Here is a 22276-nt window from a genome sequence, read left to right on the forward strand (position 1 = left end):
ACACCCAATCACCCTGTACCAAATCTTACTATCTTAGGCACATGGCAGAATACCGCATCCCTCTTCAATACCGTAAGATGGAAAACCTTCACATCGTTTTTTGGCTGTTGAAAGATATTGGCTGGTGCATGATCTGGAAACCACTGGGCATCGTCATGATCTTCCCTACCCTGGTCATATCCATAGTGATTGCTTACCGCACCCGCGAGTTGTTTTCAGAGCTTATCCATAACCTGGCTATCACGTTTTGGATCACGGCCAACTCATACTGGATGATCAGCGAGTTTTTGGGCTTTGACAGCCTGCATGTATATCATGACTTTACCTTCAAGCACCTCTCGATCATCCCATTTTTAACAGGGTTGGGTTGTTTGCTATACTATTACGTGATATGGCAGCCAAGGCATCCTAATGAGCTGGATACATTGTAATCAAATTTTTTAAAGCAATTACAAATTTCGATTAACTAAAATCTTACATTTACTCAAATACCTATCTTATAGCCTTACCAATATGAAAAACATCTTTCTGTACCTACTCTTAAGCTTGTCTATCATATCCTGCCAAAACAGAGGGTCTGATAAATTTGCTCTTGCCAACATGCCACCCCCTCCCCCACCTACTGCTGAACCCTTAATGGTTGCAGATCCCGGTGTGAAATCTATTGAAGAACCAACCAATGAGAATAATACCCCAACCGCACAGCCTGTAGAAAAGAAAATCATCAAAGAAGGCGAGATCAGCATAGAGGCAAACAATATTAAAGCTGCCCGCAAAGCCCTAACCGACTCGCTTACCAAATTAGGCGGATACGTCAGTGAAGAATCTGAAAATAATGACGACGGCAACAGCCGTAAGAATTACGTTCTAAGCATACGCATACCCGCACAACATTTCGAACGCTTTTTAAGCGCCGTTTCCTCGGCGGCCGACCATATAGAATCCAAGAGCATCCGCATTAAGGATGTAACTACGGAGTTTATTGACATTACTACCCGGCTTAAAAATAAAACGCTATTAGAAGACCGCTACAAAGCGTTATTGCAAAAAGCCACAAAAATGGCCGATGTATTAGAGGTAGAAGATAAGCTGACCGAGATACGCACCGACATTGAAACCACCCAGGGACAATTGAACTACCTGAATAAGCAAGTAGCTTACAGTTCCCTGCAAATAACGCTTTTCAGTAAAAGCATCTCCGGTAAAAATGAAGGAAACAGCTTTGGCTACCGGTTTACAAATGCACTTTCGGATAGCTGGCAATTGATACAAAGCCTGTTTTTCGGATTAATTACCTATTGGCCGCTGGTGCTTATTATAGTACTTATTGTAGTGTTATTGAGGAGGTGGCGAAGAAGGAAAATTAAGAGTACTATTTAAGCCGATCTATAATTTTAGATCAGGAACAGGTGCCATTATAAAATCTTTACAATAAAGTATCATGTCTATAAAGATCTTACTTTCATTCACCTTTATAACGCTTGTTTCATGTTTAGGGGTAAAAGCCCAAAAGCCAACTTATAAGGTATACGCCATTCGTTTTGCCGAAAGCACTTATCCTTTTACCGCGGCCGACTGGGCCAAAGGCGCACCCAAATCAGTACCTGTAAAAATTAATTTTATGGTTTGGCTTATTAAAGGGAGCAATGGCCGTAACATATTGGTTGATGCCGGTTTTTATAATGACTCGGACGATGCGAAAGAATTTCAGCTGATTAACTACCTGCGACCGGATAGCGCCGTTTTAAGAACAGGAATTAAGCCGAACGAGGTTACCGACATTATTTTGAGCCATCCGCACTGGGACCATATCAACGGCATAGACTTATTCCCTAATGCCCGGGTATGGATGCAGAAAGAAGATTATCATTATTTTGTGGGCGATGCCTGGCAAAAAGACGGCGCCAGAGGTGGCTTTGCGAAAAGAGATGTTTCAAAAATCGTGGCGTTGAATTTAGCCGGTAAGCTTGCACTGGTAAATGGCGATAACCAGGAGATCATTCCGGGCATTAAGGTGTATACCGGTTCAAAACATACTTATAACTCACAATATGTGGGTTTAAAAGCGGGTGATCATCAGATCATACTGGCCTCAGATAACGTTTGGATATACTATAATTTACAACATTTATTACCGGCAAACGGTGGCACGCTTAACCCTGCCGGGTACGTAAAAGCCATGCAACGGATGAAAACCTTGGCCTCTAACGTCAAGTATATCATCCCCGGCCATGATGCACAGGTATTTTCTAAGTTTCCGCAAATTGCCAATGGCGTGGTAGAGATCAGATAATGCTTTAACCCGTGTATCTGCCTTTCTTTTAACCAATGGCTATTGCAAGTTTGCAGCTTGTGGACATCATGGCTGCCATGTCTTGTTACCACGATTTATGCTGAAAATCATTCGCGGCAGCGGGCTCTCTATACGCCTATATTGCTTTTAAAAGCCAGAGCAAAAGCCCATAATGCCAGTCTGAGCTCTTGTCGAAGACTTAGCAGAGTGTACAAGTCTTCGACAAGCTCAGACTGACAAGCTTGATAGGATACTAAGTTGTCTTACGCCTTCTTGTGAATAATAAGCTTCTTATTCTGCGCACTGGTGATCTTATCCATGTACTGCTGCATCTCGTTGTACTTGGCAGCCGGGATCACGTGGTTGTTTAAGTTAAACTTAACGGTGCTTACAACTTCGTTTTTAGCATTATCGTACTTGTAATTGGCTTCATAAGTGCCGTAGCTAAATTTGAGCATTACATTTTCGGGTACAGATTCGGCCTCGAAACCTTCGGGCAGGCTAATTACCGTGATGCAGGTTTTTTGCATAGGGTGCTCAAAGTAAAAATCGCTGCGCCGCTTTTCAACCACAGGCACCGTCATGCGCCACAAATCAAACACCCGCGGACGGTAAAATTTCTTGCTGCCGGCACTTACCTCGGCAAATACATCATATTCCAAATCAAAATTCACCTCTTTAATGCCTGCACTATCGGCTGCTTCTTTAAAATCAAAGAATGAGGGCTGCTTAAAGTTGAGCGAGCGCAGCAGGTATTCCTTTTGCTTGTCTTGGCTTATGGTGGGCAGCTGGTCCACATACAGATCGCGGTAACCGCCGGTGCTCAATATTTTAACTTTGGCTGTGGCACCTCCGTCGGCATCCAGCTTTACCTGTACCAGGCTGTTAAACTGGTTATCGGCGCCGGTACTTTTTGGGGTATTTACCAGTTTGCCGCCATCCTCGGTTACTATCAAGGCCCTACGATTTTCGGTAAAGGCTCCTAATTTTCCGTAAGCGGTGGTATTGCTGGTGCACTCCAGCCAGGTGGTATCATTTTTAAAGGGAATGCACAATATTACATGGTTAAAAGGCGATGCGGGAAAGTCTACATCGGCCGGTTCGCCGTTTGCACCCGCATTAATAATGGCATAATGCGAGCGTATGCCTGCGGCTTGCAACAACGCCTTCATGTAGTTAGATAAGGCCTTGCAGTCACCATATTTTTTTTGGTCAACAAAGCTGGCCGGGAAAGGCTTTAAACCGCCCACACCCAATTGTATGCTCACATAGCGCATATTTTTTTGCATGTAATTATACAAAAAGCGCGCTTTTTCGGGGTCTGTTTTGAGGTTAGCCGTTAATTGCTTTACCTCCTCGGTACGTTGCGGGCTCAGGTTGCAAACATCGGTATTAAGTACCGACTGCCATTTGCCAAAGTTTTGCCAGCTGCTAAAATCGCCTTCCATGCCAAAGTATTCAAACTTATCTGCCGCAAATACAATGCGGGGGGCTACTGTCCAGGCGGGTGCGTCATCTTCGGGTTCTGCGGTTTTCAGGTTTTTTACCTGCCAGGTGTATACTTCGTACTGCCCTTCGGTTTCCTTAACAGGCTTGATAGCGGTGTTCTTATTTTTGTACCTGAAATGTACACCCGGCACTACCGAAATTTTATAAATAGCGTTTTGCACAGCCGTTTCGGGCGGTTGTATGCGCCATTGCGACAGATCCAGGTAGCTGTTCTGGTTCATCTCATAATAGGTTTCTATGGTAATGGGGTAGCTGGCTACCGAATGCTGCACCACCATAAAGCGGCTATCGGTAATTACCGAAAAGCCATCGGCCGCCGAGCGGTCATACATATCGCTTTTGCCATACTTTTTTATGAGCTTTCCCTGGGCATCAAACACCAGCATCTGTGCCGAGTTTACGCTGCTGTACTTACGGTCGTAAGGTAAATAAAGGGTGGCTGCATCCTCCGCTTTCTCATCTAAAATAGTAATAATGCTGTGCTCCTTTTCAACCAGTTTTCCCGGGCCCGATACCTTCATTTCGTGCAGCGAATACCTGATCACTTTGTGGGCATCCTGCTTTAAAGAATCGGGGATGGAAGAAGCTATATACAGGTCTTTAGGTAAGTTTTTGTCTTGTGCCCAAACTGCCGTATTGCCGCATGCCACCATTACAGCGGCTATAAGCAAGCCACTTAATTTTTTATTAAGCATAAATGGGTATTAAGATTTTTTAAGTACTACCTGCTCATTCAGCAGTTCGTGCATTTTTTTGTAGAATACCTGCAAATCGGGGTAATTTTCTTTACCGTAAATCACTTTATTGTAGTTGATGGTGTAACGCACCATAATAGAACCGTCTTGCTCTATAACCATACGCCTGCAAATAATACTCTGATCGGGCATAACAATGCTTATACTTTTTGGCAGGGCATCAGATTTATAGCCGGCCGGTATTTTGTATATACCTGTAAGATTGTAGTTGTTGGTATGACCAAAGTCAATGTCGCTAAACCGGTTCTCGCTCAGGAAAGGATTGGTTTTCATGGAGGTGAACAGGTTAGGATTAAAAATAATATAGTCTTTATCGGAACTGGTAAGGTTTAAATTAAATTTAATCTGTTGGGTTAGCGGCAAACTGTCTGCTTCTATATTATCCATTTTAAGCGCCGTAATGCTCAGGTTATTATCATTATCGCGCAGGTAGTCTATGTATTTTTTCTCGCCGTTGGTTTTATAGTTTTCTATGCTGGCATAGCGGTCGTAGCAAAAATTGCTGATCTGTGCTAACCCGCTCATTTTACCATCGGGCAGTATGTCGGCATTGATCATGACCACGTGCCTTACCGGGGCTTCGCGCTGCAGAAATACGATGTCGTACCTCTTGTTCTCCTTATCAATAAATAAGCCATAGGAGTTTAACAGGTTGGCCGGCGTTTCTAAATAGCTGTTGTATTTACTGGTGGCATCAAGTATGTAGCGGCGTGTACTATCAATAGGAATGTAAACCACGGCACGGTTAAACTGGTACAAAAACGAGTATGCCGGGTTAACCTTGCCATGCTCGCGCGTACTTACCACCATGGGGTACGCTTTTACGCCCGACTGTTTGAGTAAACGATATAAAATAAGGTTGACCTCGGCCGAGTTGCCTGTCTTTTTTTCCCAGGCTTTGGGCGTGCCATCGTTAGTATACCAGCGGTCTACGCTGTTCCACTTCATGTTATTTTTTACTTCGTTAAAAACGTAGGCAATCTTTTGCTCGTCGGTTTTGAAGCTTTTGGCTTTAGCAATGATAGTCTCTTCACCGGTTAATTTTTTGCGCAGCTGCAAACCAAAATCTTCGTCATCGGCTAAAATACCGCCCACTTTTGCCCAGCTGTTAGAATAGGATTGTGAAAAGCCCGCCGGCGGATTAAAATTACTTAGCTGAAAGTAGATACACTGCAGGTTATCTACCTCCGAGGTCATGTAAGGCTCTTTCACCATTGATGCCACGTTAGACATCACATACCGGGTTTTATTCTCATTCAGCAGCAAAGGTGTATTACCCGACCCACCGGTTATTGAGCGCGAATCTACCGAGGTTGCATACTTGGTAAAAGGCCGCGAGTTGCGCTGCTGGGTACGAAAGTAAAAGTAATCGGGGATAGTGGTCACCAGTTCGCTGTGCCTCACAGGGATATCTTCCTGAAAGAACCAATCGGGGATGGCACTTAGCGAGTTAATGGTTTGTTTGTACTTGTACTCAATTACCGAACCTGCTTTTACATTAGGGAAGGTAAAAACGAGGGCCAGCCGGCTTTTATCTACCACTTCGGTAAAAATCTGCTTCTTGTCAAGTTTGGTAATTTCTACGTTGTCGTTGTTCAAGTTGAATATTTCACCCTGCAAGCCGGTTAGGTATTCAAACTTGTTACCGCCGTAGTATTCAATGCGTACATCGGCCTCTTTCTTGCCGCTTTCGGTAAGTATTTTAACGCGCTTATGGCGTTCGAGAATAATGTTGAAATCGTTGTCGTAGTAAACGTCGCCTTTGTCGAACAATACCATAGCGTTGGCATCTTTCTCAAAGTCGCACACTTTCATCGACAGATCGGCTTTATCTATTTTGCCGTAAGCTTGCGTAGTGGTTACTACTTTTTCTTGCGCTGCAGCGAAGGTTACTGCCAATAGCGACACCGCCAATGAAGTAAATATTTTTTTCATGCAATAAGGTTTGTGGCTACCAAAATAAATAATAAACCTCACAGTAAGAAAAAAATCAATACGTATTCAATAGCCATTTACTTACTCATTGCAATATTTAACTAACTGTTAAACAGAACCTCACAGCAATTTCTACGCTTATGCAAAAAGCGTTAGGCAAGCGTTGTTAGCAAATAGGCTAACATCTATCTGATTACATTTTTATAGAACTAAATAAATGTGATAGACTCGCTTTTTTACTAATTTATTTAGCAAATTTGCATTATGGCTTTTGAGGCGAACGATGATTTTTTTAAGGGGCGGGGAGCGCAGGTTAATACGCACAACAAGTTTCTGAAAGTTAAGTATGTAGCCGAACATATTGAGGGGCTTGATGAACCCCTGCTGCAAAACAGCAAAACGCAGCTTTTCGATGAGCATCCTAAAAGCATTGTAAGCAAAAGCAACAGTCCCGATTTAAGCCATATGCACTCCATTAACCCCTACCAGGGCTGTGAGCATGGCTGCATTTATTGTTACGCGCGCAATAGCCACGAGTATTATGGTTTCAGCGCCGGATTGGACTTTGAGCGCAAGATCATCGTTAAACGCAACGCGCCCGAACTGCTGGAAGAATATTTTAACAAGCGTCGCTATCAGCCCACGCCTATCGTACTATCGGGCAATACAGATTGCTACCAGCCCATTGAGCGCGACCTGGAAATTACCCGCCGCTTGCTGCAAGTGTTTTTGCAGTACAAGCACCCGGTAAGTATTATTACCAAGAACAACCTCATTTTGCGCGATATGGATATTGTGGAAGAACTGGCTAAGCTCAACCTCATCCACGTTAACATTTCTATTACTTCGTTAGATGAGCAGTTGCGCCAAAAGCTGGAACCACGTACCGTGACCTCTATAGGCCGTTTAAATGTAATAGAAAAGCTATCGGCCAAGGGGGTACCGGTTAGGGTAATGACCGCACCTATCATTCCCGGCTTGAATAGCAACGAGGTACCCGCCATTATTAAGGCGGCTGCCAATCGAGGTGCCGTGGCAGCCGGTTTTACAATGGTGCGCCTTAACGGCAGTATTGCCGAAATATTTACCGACTGGATCCATAAAACCTTCCCCGACCGGGCCGAAAAGGTATTAAACCTTATACGCCAGGTACACGATGGCAACCTGAACGACAGCGAGTTTGGCCGTCGCATGAGTGGCGACGGCGAAGTAGCCGAATCCATCCACCAGCTCTACCGCATGGCCTGCAAAAAGTACCTAGGGGACAGGGAAATGCCGGGCTATAATTTGTCGTTATTTACGCCGAAGACGGGGCGACAGATTACGTTGTTTTAAGGGGATGAATGAACCCAAAAAGAAAGCGCGCGTGGGGATGACAGAAAAGCGGGCCGGCGTGAGCCTTGTGCGGAGAAGCTTTTTTATGTCTTGATTTTTTTGTTACTTTTTGTATCAAGACAAAAAGTAATGGGCCTCTCCGGCCAAGAGGAGACGAAGGTTGTTTATCAGCACTAAACTGAATTAAAAACGCACTACCTAAACTGCTCGAACAAGATTTCTCACTATCGTTCGAAATGACAGGGTGAGATATTGTAAGGATAAGCTACCCTCCCGCATAATTACCTTATCTTTGCGGCAACTCCATTCAACAATGATTAAGCAAGCTCTCGAAAACTTAAAAATAACTGCATTAAACCCTATGCAGGAAGCAGCCATAAATGCCGCCAAAAAAGGCGACGTTATTTTGCTGTCGCCCACGGGTTCGGGCAAAACGCTGGGTTTTCTTTTGCCTTTGCTGGGGTTGTTAAAAGCAGATGTACCCACGGTGCAGGCGCTCATTATGGTGCCATCGCGCGAGCTGGCCCTGCAAATTGAGCAGGTATTTAAGGCCATGAGCACCGGCTTTAAAGTCAATTGCTGCTATGGCGGCCACGATGTAAAAACCGAACGCAATAACTTTTCACAGCCGCCGGCGGTACTCATTGGCACGCCCGGCCGTATAGCACACCACCTGCGCCGCGAGAGCTTCAGTACCCGCACTATTCAAACTTTGATATTGGATGAGTTTGATAAGGCACTGGAGTTTGGCTTTCAGGAAGATATGGCTTTCATCATTAAACAGATGCCTGCTATCAATAAACGCATACTGACCTCGGCCACTAAAATGGAGGAGATCCCGTCGTTTACAGGCATACAAAAGCCAATTACGGTTAACTTTTTAACCAACGTAACCGTAGCCCCCGACTTAAAACAAAAAGCAGTAATTGCCGAAAGCGAAGATAAGCTGGAAGCGGTGTTCGCGTTGCTTTGTAAAATAGGTAACGAATCGACCCTGGTGTTCTGCAACCACCGCGATGCGGTTGACCGCATTAGCGATCTACTTTGGGATATGGGCATTCCGCATGGTATTTTTCATGGCGGCATGGAGCAGGACGACCGTGAGCGGGCTTTGTTAAAGTTCAGGAACGGTAGCCACAAAATATTAATCACCACAGATCTGGCATCGCGCGGGTTAGACATCCCCGAGATAGAACATATTGTCCATTACCAGCTTCCGCACAACGAAGAGGCTTTTACACACCGCAACGGCCGCACGGCACGTATGCATGCTACCGGCACCTCTTATCTAATGATGACACCCGATGAAAAACCATCTTACATCAAAGAGATTCCTGAAATAGAAGACCTTTCGGCCGAGCCTGTGTTGCCTAAGCCATCGGCCTGGGCTACGCTGTACATTGCCGCCGGTAAAAAGGATAAGGTAAACAAGGTAGACATTGTAGGGTTATTGTTGAAAAAGGGCGAGCTGGCTAAAGAAGATTTGGGCTTGATAGAGGTACTGGATAACTCGTCGTACGCGGCTGTAAAACGCAATCGTATTGAACGTACCGTTGCTTTAATTAAGAGCGAAAAAATAAAGAATAAGAAAATTAAGATAGAAATATCGCGCTAATACCAAAATGCCATGAGTAATAATGATATCATGAAAAAGCTCCGGGTTGCTATGAAGTTTACCGATGATGACATTATCAAAGTGTTAGACCTGGCCAATTTCCGCATTACCAAAACGGAGATCACCGCTATTTTTCGTGCCGATGATCACCCTAACTTCAAGCCCTGCGGCGACCAGATATTACGTAACTTTTTAAACGGGTTGATCATTTACAAACGCGGCCCTCGCCCTAAAGCAGAGCCAAAAGATAAAGCGGAATAAAGTAACAAAGGAGTAAGTAATCGGTAGCTTAAGTTACCGCCTATATTTCTCTTTGATCTGTATTAAAAACCTCAACCCTCTTTGCCATAAATTGCCTTTACGGTTTTTAAGGAATTGTTTAATGGCCTGGTAAGCTTGCGGATTTTCCTGTAAAACATCAGGAAACTGCGTTACCGGTTTGCAGGCCATTTGCACATCGTAAGTATTTTCTAAATTGGAGTGCCGGCCACTGCCATCGTGCCCTATGTTTTGGATGAGCGATTGCGAGGGGTTTAGCGTTAAGCCGCCTTTCAAAAAAACAGAAGCGTACCAACGGATAGCCCAGGAATTGTTTTTACCGGCCTTAAACTCTTGCATCTGTTTCCAAAAGTTCATGGTGCCGTCGATAGAAAACTCATGAATCTTTGCTTTGTCGAACTGCTGCATCAGCGTATCGACATTGGGCTCAAAGCTTTTCCAGGCACGGGCCCAAGTGGCCCAACCCCAGCTGGTGGCCGCACGGTAAAAAAAGGTTTGCGGCAGGTTGGGTGCCTTTAAATCGTACATGTAAGCGCCAATGTGCATTACCTGCGGCTCGTTGGTATAGCGGTCGAGCGCCTCGTTAAAGTATTCGAGCGTATAGGGCGATGATAGGAGATCATCCTCAAACACAATCACCTTACCATACTCGTTAACCAGTTGCGTTACCCCGGCTATGATAGAATTAGCCAGGCCAATATTTTCTTCACGTGCTATAACCCTGACCGACTTGAAGCCGGTCACTTGTTTAGCCTGCTGCCTGATCTGTTCTACCTTAGCCTTGTCGGGCTCGGTTTTAGCACCATCAGAAAAAATGAATAAGCGCGAATCGGCAGCCAGCTCATTTTTTTGTAAATAGCTCAATGTACGGCGCATATGGTCGGGCCGGTTGTAAACGAATAAGGCTATGGGGGCCAGCGCTTGCATGCTGCTTAAAATATTTCGGTTTGCTGGTTAGTTTTGCTGCAAAGCACCGTGTAGGCATTGGCCAGTTGTTCCTGCTTCTTTTTGCCCATCAGGGTGCCTATGCTACTTTTCACCATAAACTCAGCCACAATTTTTATATCGGTGAGCAAGCTCTTGCCTTTCTTTTGATTGATGTAAGTATTGAACTTGGTTACCTCGGGTTCAATCATCGAAGTGAGATCGTTCACCACCTCAAAACCTTCGGTGCGAAGCAAGTAGCGCAACGAGGTAGGCGTGTATACATTAATATGCCCATAAGCCAAGAAATGCTTGATACGGGCATCTACATTGGCCTTATAATCGCGCGGAACTTCGATCACACACATTTTAGCCACACGCTTTAACTCGCGCAACAACAGGCGCTCGTGTTCTACATGTTCTAATACATGCGATAGTATGATGAGATCAAAGCTATCATCGCCGAAAGGCAAATGATAGCCATCAAACACCTGAACCGATTTTAAGTCTTTAATACTGCGAGATTGGATGTAATCTACCCCGCTATCCGAAATTTCGACGGCATGGTATTCGGGGGCAAAGTCTTGCTCTGAAAGGATCTTTAGTATACTACCATCGCCGGCACCTACTTCAAGTACCTTAGCAAAAGTGCGTCCGCGGCATACATCAATAATATGTTGTGCCTTATATTTGGCACCCAGCATGCGCCAGGCTTCATCGTGGGTTTTATAAAATTCGTCGTAGGCGGTTTTTACGTTGCCGCTCAGCTTATCGTCGGCCATGGGTTATATTCCTAAGCAGTTATCGGCCTTGTAAAATACCGTGGTTGATTTATAGTAGAACAACCCTGGCGAGATACCGCTGAACGGAATTTGCTTGAAGCCTTTGTCGGTTAAGTAGGTAATGGCATCGCGGTAATCAGGACGTTCAGAATCATCCAAAACAATTACGCCTGTTGACGAAAGTGCTTCTACCGCCTGTATGCAGCAGTTCACGCGGTCGCGGCCATCTACAATAATAATATCAAACTCTTCGCCCAGCTTTACCGGCATGCGGCAATAGTCGCCGTCGCGTTGCAGTTCGCAAAAAATCATTTCGGCATTTTCTGGCTTGGTAGCGCTTATCTTATCAAACCACTCTTTATCATGTTCTACCGACACCACAATGCCGGTACGCTGCGCGTAAAATATGGTTGAATTACCTGAGCCAAACTCAAACACGGCATGCTCGGGGCGCAGCCTGTCTTTAATAAAATCTATAAAGGAATACGTTACCCAGGGTATAGGATTGTTGTTACCGTCTACCGGTGCTTTACTATCAAAGGCCTTAAACCAGCCTATGGTATGCAGGTAACCTTTTTCGTTATAAGACAGCAGGGCTTTGAGCCGCTCGGGCTGTTTCAGGACATTTAGAAGGGCGGTAATTTTGCTCAACGTTTAATAACTTTTTGAAAAAGTGAAATTAAGAATAAAGATTTTAACATTTGCACACCCTGACCACGAGTTTTAGGTATAAACAGTATAAAAAATGTGGCTACGCCATACGCAACCAGTGTTGCATAAGCTGCACCTATAATACCATACTTTGGTATCCAAAAAACGTTAAGTACAATGTTTACCAATGCCCCTACCCCCGTGCGCAGCATAGAAAGCTTAAAGTAACCTTCGGCAATAAGGTACTGCCCGCTCGCACTACCTAAAAATACAAATATGCCTGCCCATACATGCACGGCCAGTACGGGTGCACCGGGCCAAAATGCAGGGTGGTTATGAAAAGCTATGCGATATATATAGGTTGATGCAAAGCTCATGAATATAGCTACCGAAAGACTAATACCCACCATGAGATCATACATGTTTTGCAAACGCTTGTAATACCGGTCAATATCGGTTTTGCGTGCATATACAATGGCCGGGAATACCGAAGTTACCACGGCTACCGGTAAAAAATAAAAGCTTTCACTCAAGCTTACTACGGTTGAGTAAATACCCAGTTGTGCTTCGCCCAAATAACTGGTAATCATGGCCTGATCTATCTTCATGTAGATAGACACCAGGATGGCCGAAAAAGCCAGCGGCCACGACTTTTTAAAAAGATAAGCCGCAATGGGCATTTTAAATTTCCAGTCGGTTATGCGGTTATGGCTTTGGTGGTATACGACTACATAGCCTATGGCGATGATCACAGCATCAAACAACAGTGCGTATACAAAATAAGTTAACGGCAGCTTTATTAAAACGAAGCTTAGCTTAATGCCCGCCGATATTAGATTACCCGCTACCTGCACGTACATAATATATTTGGCCTGCACCTGTGCCTGAAAAAAGCTTTCAATAATATTTATGGACTGTACTACTGCGGTGAAGGCTACAATGAGCACGAATGTAAAAGGCGTATTGAGATGTTTAAAATGGGTAATAACTTCGTAAGCTAAGTACACCAGCGGCAATGTGGCAAAGCCTGCAAATAAACGCATCCAAAATGCGGTACCCAGTAAGGTGGCTTTACGTTCGGGGTGATTAATGAGTTCGCGCGTAACAAAACCATCTAAACCAAGGGCGGCAATGGCCATGGAGAAGGTGACAATAGTCATGGGGTAACTTAATATACCGTTACGGGTTGGCCCTAAGTAGCTCGACAATACGAATGTATTGACAATCATCTTGATCACCATACTGCCTACCCTGGCCAGCATAAGCATACCCGTATTTTTGAAATACTTTTCTAAAGCCTGCTGGTCAAAACCTTTAATACCGGGTATACGCATATAGGCAGCAAAGGTATAAAATGTATTATTCTCTGCATGGATTATAAATATCTACCAATTTAGTAGGCAATTATTTAATAAAATTATGTTCTTTTGCTAAAAGCATTCTATCAAAAATTATGTCTGACAGTAAACAAGCCATACCCAACCACCCCGATTTTAAGCCCCTGCACTCGTATTCGCAAGATGGTGAAGACATGCTGCTGAGGCCTTTGCTTTTAGCCGATACACCTGATTACGATAATTATCAGGGTTTTTACATTGATATAGGTGCACACCATCCCTTTCGCTACTCTAACACCATGCACTTTTACGAACAAGGCTGGCGTGGTATTAACATTGAGCCTACCCCTGCCGCTATAAATTTGTTTACCCAATATCGCGAGCGCGACATTAACCTGAATATAGGCATAGGCGGCGAGCGCGGCAAAAAGACACTGTACCAGTACAGCGAATCATCATTAAACAGCTTTGAACAGCACACGCCCGAAGGTAACAATGCGGCTTGCGAGGTTGTAGGCACCGATGAAGTAGAAATTTATACACTGGCGCAAACGCTGGAACAATACCTGCCCGCCGATACCGCTATAGATTTTATGAGTATTGACGTAGCTGGCTTAGACCTGGCTCTACTTAATTCGAACGATTGGGACAAATACCGCCCACGCTTTGTACTGGTGGAGGATGTAGACAGTAACTTTAGTAAGCTTGATGCCTCGGAAGTCTATCGATTTTTGGCCGACCATAACTATGAGATAGCCGGTAAAACGCTGCGCACGTTGATATTCAAACAAAAAAGCCCCGCATAAGCGAGGCTTTTTACTATAATTAGCAGTTGGTGATTATTGATTCACAAACTTTTTAGCGTTAATTTTCCGCTCACCTTCGTTCAAGAAGATCTTACGCATACGGATGCTTTGAGGAGTTACCTCAATGTATTCGTCGGCTTGGATATATTCCATTGATTCTTCTAAAGAGAATTTGATAGCAGGAGCAATACGCACGTTGGTATCACTACCAGATGCACGCATGTTGGTTAACTGCTTACCTTTAGTTAAGTTAATAACCAAGTCGTTATCACGGATGTGCTCGCCCAGGATCTGACCTTCGTAGATATCAACACCTGGTTCGATGTGGAAACGACCACGGTCTTGCAACTTGTCAATAGCAAAAGCAGTAGTTTTACCGGTATCCATAGATACCAATACACCGTTTGCACGGCCAGGAATTTGGCCTTTCCAAGGCTCGTAAGCTTTAAAGCGGTGAGCCATGATAGCCTCGCCACCGGTAGCAGTTAATACGTTGTTACGTAAACCGATGATACCGCGGGCAGGTATTTCAAACTCTAAGTGTTGTAAATCACCTTTAGGCTCCATTACCAACAAATCGCCTTTACGCTGGGTTACCAATTCAATTACCTTACCGGCAACATCACCAGGAACATCAACCGTTAATACCTCGATAGGCTCACATTTGGCACCGTCAATTTCTTTAACAATAACCTGTGGCTGACCAACCTGTAACTCATAACCTTCACGGCGCATAGTTTCGATCAGTACCGATAAGTGAAGAATACCACGACCGTAAACCAGGTAAGAATCAGGAGATTCTGTTTCCACGATTTTCAGCGCCAGGTTTTTCTCCATCTCTTTATATAAACGATCACGTAAGTGACGTGAAGTTACAAACTTGCCTTCTTTACCAAAAAACGGTGAAGTATTGATGGTGAACAGCATGTTCATGGTAGGCTCGTCAATATGGATAACTTCCAATTGTTCTGGTTTGTCAAAATCGGCAATGGTATCACCAATGTCAAAACCTTCAATACCTACAACCGCGCAAATATCACCAGAACTTACTTGCTGTACTTTAACTTTACCCAAACCTTCGAAAGTGTAAAGCTCTTTAATACGTGATTTTTGGATAGTGCCATCGCGTTTTACCAAAGATACCGGTTGGTTTTCTTTGATAGTACCACGAGCCACACGACCTACCGCAATACGACCTACGAAAGATGAATAATCTAACGAAGTGATCTGCATTTGCAAAGTACCCTCGCTGATAGGAGCCGGTGGAATGTTAGCCAAAATGGCATCCATTAACGGGAAGATATCTTCGGTTTTTTGTTTATAGTCAGTGCTCATCCAGCCTTGTTTAGATGAACCGTAAATAACCGGGAAATCCAGTTGGTCTTCGGTAGCATCCAGGTTAAAGAACAATTCAAAAATTTGCTCATAAACCTCTTCCGGACGGCAGTTTTCTTTATCTACTTTATTTACAACCACAATTGGTTTCAAACCTAAAGCCAAGGCTTTTTGAGTTACGAAACGGGTTTGTGGCATGGCGCCTTCAAAAGCATCGCATAATAACAATACACCATCAGCCATTTTTAACACACGCTCTACCTCACCGCCAAAGTCGGCGTGACCAGGAGTATCAATAATGTTGATCTTGATGTCTTTATAACGTACCGATACGTTTTTAGATACGATAGTAATGCCTCGCTCGCGCTCCAGATCATTATTGTCCAGAATCAGCTCGCCGGTTTCCTGGTTATCGCGGAAAATGGCGCAGCTATGAAGGATTTTATCAACCAAGGTAGTTTTACCGTGGTCAACGTGTGCTATAATAGCAATATTACGAATTTGATTTTGCATGAAAAATGCCTCTTGTATTTTGCGCAAAGATACGCTTTATATACGGCATTTAAAAGGGTTGATTGCTTTTTACAATTAGTTGATTATTACCAGCTAACGTTTACCGGGTAAGCATTAAATGACGATTGGCCGAGATGATGGTGAGGTCTTCAGTAATAGCCTGAGCTATAAGCAAGAGGTCAAAGGGATCTCCGTGGTGGTGAGGGAGTGTTTGTAATAGCACTAAGTGTCCATTTTTTATATCTATAACTTTAAAATCGTAAGCAATAAGACTATCATAGAAATATTGATAGCCATCAGTGATAACTAATTTATCTATACTCAGTTTAATGGATATTTCCCATAAAGATGCTACGCTTATAAAACAAGTGTTTCCCGGATTACTGATCTGTTCTAATGCTTTACGTGACAGCTTTGGATCAGAGCTTTGAAACCACAATAATGCATGCGTATCCAACAACAATTCCATTAAATGTATTCCTTAAAGCCGTCAAGTGGTGCATCAAAATCGTCAGCCATCCAAATTTTATTCTTCATGCTACCATAGCCTCTCCCTATATTGGGCTCCTCCAATAAATCATTTGATCCTCGTTTTTTTTCGACTAACAACACATCCACTTCATCCTCAATCTTTCGTTGAAGTTCGGGCGATAACTGCTCCAGCTTTTCTATTAAGGTTGTGCTTATCATCTTTTCGCAATTATTAATGATTTACTAATTTACAAAAACCGCACCTAACTCCCAAACGCCCAGCACAAAAACTTAGGCATTGCTTTACCCCAGGTAGCCGGGTTGTGTTCCCCTCCTACCAGTTCTATGTAATGTATATCATGAGGGCGGGTGTAACTCTTAGTCTCCAGCACTTTGATCAGATCTATGGTATCGTCAATAGAATCTATGATGCCGTTTTTGTTGCGGTCGGCTATCTCATCGTGGGTACCCGTTTGAAACCAGAATTTCAGGTCAGGCTTTTCTACAGCCGAACTAATCATACTATGCGCAATGCGGTCGTTATCAGTATAACCATCCGCCAGATCTTTAATACGCCACCAAAACGAGCCGGAAAACACACCTACTTTATTGAAGATATCGGCATGATGCCAGGCAATATCCAGAGCCGATAATCCCCCCAGCGAAAAACCTGCGTAAGCGGTGGTTTTGAAATTTTGAAAGCCAGTTTCCTTATACACGGTGGGCAGCAATTCGTCCACAATAAACTCAGTATATAAGTTAGCCTTAGCTCCTCGCTCCTTAAAATCAGGCTGGCCGGCAACGCCGTATTCCTGTATGCGTTCTTCGCCGGCGTGTATAGCAATTACCAACAAAGGGTCAATACCTAAACGCTCATACTGGTGTTCAAGCGTTTCTTTCAGGTGCAGGTTTTCTGCATCCTGTCCGTCGTTAAGTAGCAGCAGGCTTTGAGGCGTAACACCTTTGGGCAAAAACACAGTGCAGGTTACCTCGCGTTCAAGCAAAGCCGAGGTGATGGTAAGCGTAGATTCAGTTACAGACATAGCAATAGTTATACAGACGGTGCAAATGCCTGCTTTTATAATAAAGGCAACAAAAATACGGCCTTTTACCACTTATACACAATTCTTGCTCTTAATGTTGTCTAAATAAAACAAACCTCCTATCTTACCCCTTAAAGTTTAATAAAACATTATTTTGACTGAACAATATCATCGCTGGTACTCGCAAAGCCTCAGCCGAAACATGGAAATGCTGGTTTTCGGCACCCGCGGCTACCCGGTTATCCTGTTCCCCACCTCTATGGGGCGCTATTATCAAAACAAAGATTTTGGTTTGATAGACAGCGTGCGCTGGTTTGTAGATAACGGATTGGTTAAAATTTACTGCCCCGATTCTATAGACACGCAAAGCTGGTATAATAAGAGCATTCACCCGGCAGATAAGGCCCGTACCCATATGGCTTACGACAATATGCTGCATAACGAAGTAGTGCCCTGGGCCATGCACGAAACCGGTGTAGGCAAAGTAGCCGTGGCCGGTTGCAGCTTTGGCGGCTATCATGCAGGCAATTATGCGTTTAAGCACCCCGAACAGGTAGGACACTTGTTTAGCATGGGCGGCGCTTTTAATATCAAGATGTTTACCGGCAATTATTATGATGATAATATATTCTATAACAACCCAGTAGACTATTTGCCCGGCAGCAATAATCCGGCCTTGTGGCATATGAACATTATCTTAGGTACATCAGAGCATGATATTTGCAAGGGTTATAATTATGATTTGTCGAACATTTTAAACCAAAAGCATATTAATCATTGGCTGGATGTAAGGCCCTTTGCCCGCCACGACTGGCCCATATGGAAAGAGATGTTCCCGCATTATTTATCAACTATTAAATAGAGCGCGGAGAGTCGGGAATATAGAGTACAGTATCAAGAATAGAGAACCAAGATAATCAGGCAACTGACAACCGAATACAGACAACTGAATACAACAACTAACTATAACGACTATGAAAAAAATAGGCATTTTATTTGGACAGGAAAATACATTTCCGCAAGCCTTTATAGACCGCATTAACGAGAAAAACATTGAAGGCATTACCGCCGAATTTGTGCGCCTGGATAAGGTAATGCAGGGTGAACCATTAGATTACGCCGTTATTGTGGATCGCATATCGCAGGATGTTCCTTTCTACCGCGCCGCTTTAAAAAATGCAGCTATATCAGGCACAGCCGTAATTAACAACCCTTTTTGGTGGAGCGCCGATGAGAAATTTTTCAATAATGCACTGGCGGTAAAATTAGGCGTCCCTGTTCCTAAAACAGTATTGCTGCCTTCAAAAGAACACCCTACCGGCACTACCGATCAGTCGTTCCGCAATTTAGCCTACCCACTGGATTGGGATGGTATATTTGATTATGTAGGTTTCCCTGCCTATATGAAACCATTTGATGGTGGCGGCTGGCGCGATGTTTACAAAGTGGAAAACAAAGAAGACCTGTGGGAAAAGTATGACCAAACCAATCAACTGGTCATGCTACTACAGGAAGAAATTATTTTTGATGACTATTTTCGTTGCTATTGCATTGGCGGCAAACACGTACGCATTATGCAGTACGAACCCCGCAACCCGCACCACCTGCGCTACGAGCATGGTAAAGCCCCGGCTTCTAAAAAAATGCTCGATACCATTACCGATTACGTGCTTAAGCTAAATCAATACTTAGGCTACGATTTTAACACCGTGGAGTTTGCCGTTCGCGATGGTATACCATACGCTATAGACTTTTGCAACCCGGCCCCAGATGCCGATGTAAACAGCGTAGGCCAGGAAAATTTTGACTGGGTAGTTGAAACTGCCGCCAGCTATGCCATTGAGCGTGCTCAGGAACAAAAAGACGGCGTAGATAACCTTACCTGGGGCCAGTATGTAAAGGGTTCTTTATCTAAAACCCCGATTGCTATTGCGCCAAAAGTTGCAAAGCAACCTGCCGCTACCAAAAAAGATGTAACCGTTGGAGCTATAGATCATCCTATTACCGAAGAAGCAAAGCCAGAGCCGGTAGCAGAAAAACCCAAAAAGGCTAAAACTACTACAGCGGCAAAAGCAACTCCGGCGACTAAGCCGGTGACTGAAGCAAAGCCTGAGCCTAAAGCAAAAGCGGCTAAACAACCAGCCGTAAAAGCTGAAGAGCCTAAAGAAAAAGCAAAGAAACCAGCTAAGAAAAAAGGATAATGGACAAGGAATTAACCGATGGTGACAAGCAGGTATTAAGCGACATTGAGCAATATGGCTTACATATTGTTCATGTACTGGCCGATGATAAAGGCCCCGGCTTTGGCTTTTCTATTGGTTTATTTCATAATTTTAAGCATCCCGAAATTATATTTATCGGGTTGCAGCAGGAGCTCATTCATTCTTTGATTAATGATATTGGGGAAGCTATTAAAAGCGGTAAACGGTTTGAGCCGTTTACCTACTCTCCCGATATTTTAGAGGGTTTTGAATGCTATTTTATACCCGTTGATAAAACCAATTATGCCGATTACCTGGGTTATGCGCACTGGTTTTACAAGGGCAATGATTTCCCGGTGTTGCAGTGCATATACCCAACAACAAAAGGCGTTTATCCGTGGCAGGATGGCTGGCCCGAAAGATTGAAACAAACACAACCCATATTAGGGCCATTAAATATTTAAGCGATGAACGAGTTTACCATTGGGGTTGAGGAAGAGTTTATGGTGATAGACCCTGTAACAAGGGAGCTAAAATCGCATGAGCAAAAAATTGTGGATGCGGCACAGCGCATACACGAAGACCAGGTAAAGGCCGAAATGCACCAGGCCGTGGTAGAGGTAGGCACCCACATTTGCCGCAATACCGAAGAAGCGCGCAAAGAGGTAAGCAAACTGCGCCTCACCGTTGCTCAACTGGCCGGCGATATGGGTTTGCGTATTGGCGCCGCCGGTACCCATCCCTTTTCGCACTGGGCAGGCCAGCTTATTACCGAGCACCCCCGTTACAGCGAAATTGTAGATGAACTGCAGGATGCCGCCCGCTCTAACCTTATTTTTGGTTTGCATGTACACGTGGGCATCCAATCGCGCGAAATGGCCATCCACATCGCCAACCAGGTGCGTTATTTTTTACCTCATGTGTTTGCGTTAAGTGCCAATTCACCCTTTTGGGAGGGCCGCAACACAGGCTACAAATCTTTCCGCACCAAAGTGTTCGATAAGTTTCCGCGCACCGGCATACCCGATGCCTTTAGCAGTATTGAGGAGTACGATAATTACATTAAGCTGCTGGTAAAAACCAACTGTATAGATAATGCCAAGAAAATTTGGTGGGATATCCGCGTGCATCCATTTTACGAAACTATAGAGTTCCGCATTTGCGACTGCCCTATGCTGGTTGATGAAACCATTGCTTTTACCGCACTTTTCCAAGCCTTGTGCGCCAAGCTGTACAAGCTTCGCCTGCAAAATATGAAGTTTATTACCTACCCGCGGGCACTTATTAACGAAAATAAATGGCGTGCAGCGCGTTATGGTATAGATGGTAAATTGATAGATTTTGGCAAACAACAGGAAGTAAATACCAGGGCGCTCATTTTGGAGTTATTAGATTTTGTAGATGATGTGGTAGACGAACTGGGCTGCCGCGAAGACCTGCAATACATACACCACATATTAGAACACGGCACCGGGGCCGACCGCCAGCTGGCCATTTATCAGCAAAAAGGCAACTTTGAAGACGTGGTAGATTTTATTACCTCGCAAACATTGAAAGGGATTTAGAGAAGATGACAACAGATAAGCAAGAAATTAAAGTAGCCGTATTAGACCTTTATAATGGCGTAGCCAACCAAGGCATGCGCTGTATTTTAGATATTATAGCCCGCTACCGCGAGGTAAACGACCTTAACCTCACCTATAAGGTTTTTGATGTACGCCAAAAGGAAGAAGTACCAGGCACCGAGTTTGATATTTACATATCGAGCGGTGGCCCAGGCGACCCGCTGGAAAGTGAGGGTACTGTTTGGGATGACAAGTATTTTGAACTGATAGATGCCCTGGAGGCACACAATCAAAGCGCAGCAGGGCCTAAAAAGCATGTATTTTTTATATGCCACTCTTTTCAGTTAATGTGCCGCAGAATGGGTTTAGGTGCAGTGAACCTACGCCGTTCGCCATCTTTTGGAGTTTTGCCGGTGCATGTTACCGAGCATGGTTTATTTGAGCAGATCTTCGAGGGATTGACTGATCCGTTTTTTGCGGTAGATTCACGCTCGTGGCAAGTAGTGAACGCCGATAACGAACAGCTGAAAGCAAAAGGTGCCGCATTATTAGCGATTGAAAAAGAACGCCCCCATGTAGACCTACCTCGTGCTTTGATGGCTATACGCTTTAACGAGTGCTTCATAGGCACCCAGTTTCATCCCGAGGCCGATCCGTTTGGCATGCGGGCATACCTCATTACCGATGAGAAAAAGCAGGAAGTGGTAGATGAACATGGCGAACAGAAGTACATAGAAATGCTTGAACGGCTTGAAGACCCGGACATGATCATGCTTACCGAAATTACCATTATTCCCAACTTTTTAGATCAGGCTATTTTAAGTTTTCAGGAAGCTTAATGGTGTCGTATCGCCTGTTAAACATTTAGCAAGACGGCGAATGTTTCGACCAGTTCAGACTGACAAGAATATAAACAACTTGTCATGT

General features: G+C 44.2%; 22 protein-coding genes. 12 read left to right on the plus strand and 10 right to left on the minus strand.

What is annotated here, in order from left to right:
* Positions 1-41 precede the first annotated feature (41 nt).
* From IEV61_RS04260 to IEV61_RS04270, 3 genes are all read left to right on the plus strand, one after another.
* Positions 42-431 carry a hypothetical protein gene (locus tag IEV61_RS04260; RefSeq protein ID WP_229747030.1) on the plus strand — a complete coding sequence of 130 codons (390 nt, stop codon included), beginning with the start codon at positions 42-44 and terminating at the stop codon, positions 429-431.
* Positions 432-600: 169 nt separating this feature from the next.
* Complete coding sequence (locus IEV61_RS04265) at positions 601-1380, plus strand: DUF4349 domain-containing protein (protein WP_188414051.1); 780 nt, start codon at positions 601-603, stop codon at positions 1378-1380.
* A 61-nt stretch (positions 1381-1441) separates the two neighbouring features.
* On the plus strand, positions 1442-2293 hold the full coding sequence (locus tag IEV61_RS04270; protein ID WP_188414053.1) for an N-acyl homoserine lactonase family protein: 852 nt from the start codon (positions 1442-1444) through the stop codon (positions 2291-2293).
* Between the two features lie 263 nt (positions 2294-2556).
* Here IEV61_RS04270 and IEV61_RS04275 read toward each other — a convergent pair whose 3' ends face one another.
* Together IEV61_RS04275 and IEV61_RS04280 are read right to left on the minus strand one after the other, a co-directional pair.
* Entirely contained in the window at positions 2557-4497 is a 1941-nt protein-coding gene (locus IEV61_RS04275; RefSeq protein WP_188414055.1) for a DUF3857 domain-containing protein, read from the minus strand.
* A gap of 9 nt (positions 4498-4506) precedes the next feature.
* Entirely contained in the window at positions 4507-6492 is a 1986-nt protein-coding gene (locus IEV61_RS04280; RefSeq protein ID WP_188414057.1) for a DUF3858 domain-containing protein, read from the minus strand.
* 264 nt (positions 6493-6756) lie between these two features.
* Here IEV61_RS04280 and IEV61_RS04285 point away from each other — a divergent pair, with 264 nt between their 5' ends.
* The 3 genes from IEV61_RS04285 to IEV61_RS04295 all read left to right on the plus strand — a co-directional run bounded on the left by IEV61_RS04285 (position 6757) and on the right by IEV61_RS04295 (position 9703).
* Positions 6757-7827: a PA0069 family radical SAM protein gene (locus IEV61_RS04285; RefSeq protein WP_188414059.1), complete on the plus strand. Its 1071-nt coding sequence runs from the start codon at positions 6757-6759 to the stop codon at positions 7825-7827.
* A gap of 313 nt (positions 7828-8140) precedes the next feature.
* Positions 8141-9442, plus strand: coding sequence for a DEAD/DEAH box helicase (locus IEV61_RS04290; protein ID WP_188414061.1), 1302 nt, complete (start codon positions 8141-8143; stop codon positions 9440-9442).
* Between the two features lie 12 nt (positions 9443-9454).
* Entirely contained in the window at positions 9455-9703 is a 249-nt protein-coding gene (locus IEV61_RS04295; RefSeq protein WP_188414063.1) for a DUF1456 family protein, read from the plus strand.
* A gap of 33 nt (positions 9704-9736) precedes the next feature.
* Here IEV61_RS04295 and IEV61_RS04300 read toward each other — a convergent pair whose 3' ends face one another.
* The 4 genes from IEV61_RS04300 to IEV61_RS04315 are packed head-to-tail and all read right to left on the minus strand — an operon-like array spanning position 9737 to position 13412.
* Positions 9737-10648, minus strand: coding sequence for a glycosyltransferase (locus tag IEV61_RS04300; RefSeq protein ID WP_188414065.1), 912 nt, complete (start codon positions 10646-10648; stop codon positions 9737-9739).
* 5 nt (positions 10649-10653) lie between these two features.
* Positions 10654-11427 carry a class I SAM-dependent methyltransferase gene (locus tag IEV61_RS04305; protein ID WP_188414067.1) on the minus strand — a complete coding sequence of 258 codons (774 nt, stop codon included), beginning with the start codon at positions 11425-11427 and terminating at the stop codon, positions 10654-10656.
* 3 nt (positions 11428-11430) lie between these two features.
* Complete coding sequence (locus tag IEV61_RS04310; RefSeq protein WP_188414069.1) at positions 11431-12078, minus strand: FkbM family methyltransferase; 648 nt, start codon at positions 12076-12078, stop codon at positions 11431-11433.
* Positions 12075-13412: a flippase gene (locus IEV61_RS04315; protein ID WP_188414071.1), complete on the minus strand. Its 1338-nt coding sequence runs from the start codon at positions 13410-13412 to the stop codon at positions 12075-12077. Before IEV61_RS04315 ends, IEV61_RS04310 begins: the two co-directional genes overlap by 4 nt.
* Before the next feature lie 119 nt (positions 13413-13531).
* On the opposite strand from IEV61_RS04315, the gene IEV61_RS04320 reads away from it, so the two are divergent.
* The gene (locus IEV61_RS04320; RefSeq protein WP_188414073.1) at positions 13532-14221 is read left to right on the plus strand and encodes an FkbM family methyltransferase; all 690 of its coding nucleotides are present in this window, start codon (positions 13532-13534) and stop codon (positions 14219-14221) included.
* A gap of 33 nt (positions 14222-14254) precedes the next feature.
* Here IEV61_RS04320 and typA read toward each other — a convergent pair whose 3' ends face one another.
* The 4 genes from typA to IEV61_RS04340 form a co-directional block, all read right to left on the minus strand.
* Positions 14255-16069 (minus strand): translational GTPase TypA, encoded by a 1815-nt coding sequence (gene typA, locus IEV61_RS04325; RefSeq protein ID WP_188414075.1) that lies wholly within the window; start codon positions 16067-16069, stop codon positions 14255-14257.
* 100 nt (positions 16070-16169) lie between these two features.
* Complete coding sequence (locus IEV61_RS04330) at positions 16170-16538, minus strand: type II toxin-antitoxin system VapC family toxin (protein WP_188414077.1); 369 nt, start codon at positions 16536-16538, stop codon at positions 16170-16172.
* Positions 16538-16759 carry a type II toxin-antitoxin system VapB family antitoxin gene (gene vapB, locus IEV61_RS04335; RefSeq protein ID WP_188414079.1) on the minus strand — a complete coding sequence of 74 codons (222 nt, stop codon included), beginning with the start codon at positions 16757-16759 and terminating at the stop codon, positions 16538-16540. Before vapB ends, IEV61_RS04330 begins: the two co-directional genes overlap by 1 nt.
* A gap of 44 nt (positions 16760-16803) precedes the next feature.
* Positions 16804-17583 carry an alpha/beta hydrolase gene (locus tag IEV61_RS04340; protein WP_188414081.1) on the minus strand — a complete coding sequence of 260 codons (780 nt, stop codon included), beginning with the start codon at positions 17581-17583 and terminating at the stop codon, positions 16804-16806.
* A 154-nt stretch (positions 17584-17737) separates the two neighbouring features.
* Here IEV61_RS04340 and IEV61_RS04345 point away from each other — a divergent pair, with 154 nt between their 5' ends.
* From IEV61_RS04345 to IEV61_RS04365, 5 genes are all read left to right on the plus strand, one after another.
* Entirely contained in the window at positions 17738-18445 is a 708-nt protein-coding gene (locus IEV61_RS04345; protein ID WP_188414083.1) for an esterase family protein, read from the plus strand.
* A gap of 112 nt (positions 18446-18557) precedes the next feature.
* Positions 18558-19784: an ATP-grasp domain-containing protein gene (locus tag IEV61_RS04350; protein ID WP_188414085.1), complete on the plus strand. Its 1227-nt coding sequence runs from the start codon at positions 18558-18560 to the stop codon at positions 19782-19784.
* The gene (locus IEV61_RS04355) at positions 19784-20248 is read left to right on the plus strand and encodes a DUF4262 domain-containing protein (protein WP_188414087.1); all 465 of its coding nucleotides are present in this window, start codon (positions 19784-19786) and stop codon (positions 20246-20248) included. The genes IEV61_RS04350 and IEV61_RS04355 overlap by 1 nt, the downstream gene beginning before the upstream one ends.
* A gap of 3 nt (positions 20249-20251) precedes the next feature.
* Positions 20252-21349, plus strand: coding sequence for a carboxylate-amine ligase (locus IEV61_RS04360; RefSeq protein WP_188414089.1), 1098 nt, complete (start codon positions 20252-20254; stop codon positions 21347-21349).
* A 5-nt stretch (positions 21350-21354) separates the two neighbouring features.
* Positions 21355-22188, plus strand: a complete 834-nt coding sequence (locus IEV61_RS04365) for a type 1 glutamine amidotransferase (RefSeq protein ID WP_188414091.1) — start codon at positions 21355-21357, stop codon at positions 22186-22188.
* Positions 22189-22276 lie beyond the last annotated feature (88 nt).

The organism is Mucilaginibacter galii, from assembly GCF_014635825.1.
Lineage (GTDB): Bacteria > Bacteroidota > Bacteroidia > Sphingobacteriales > Sphingobacteriaceae > Mucilaginibacter > Mucilaginibacter galii.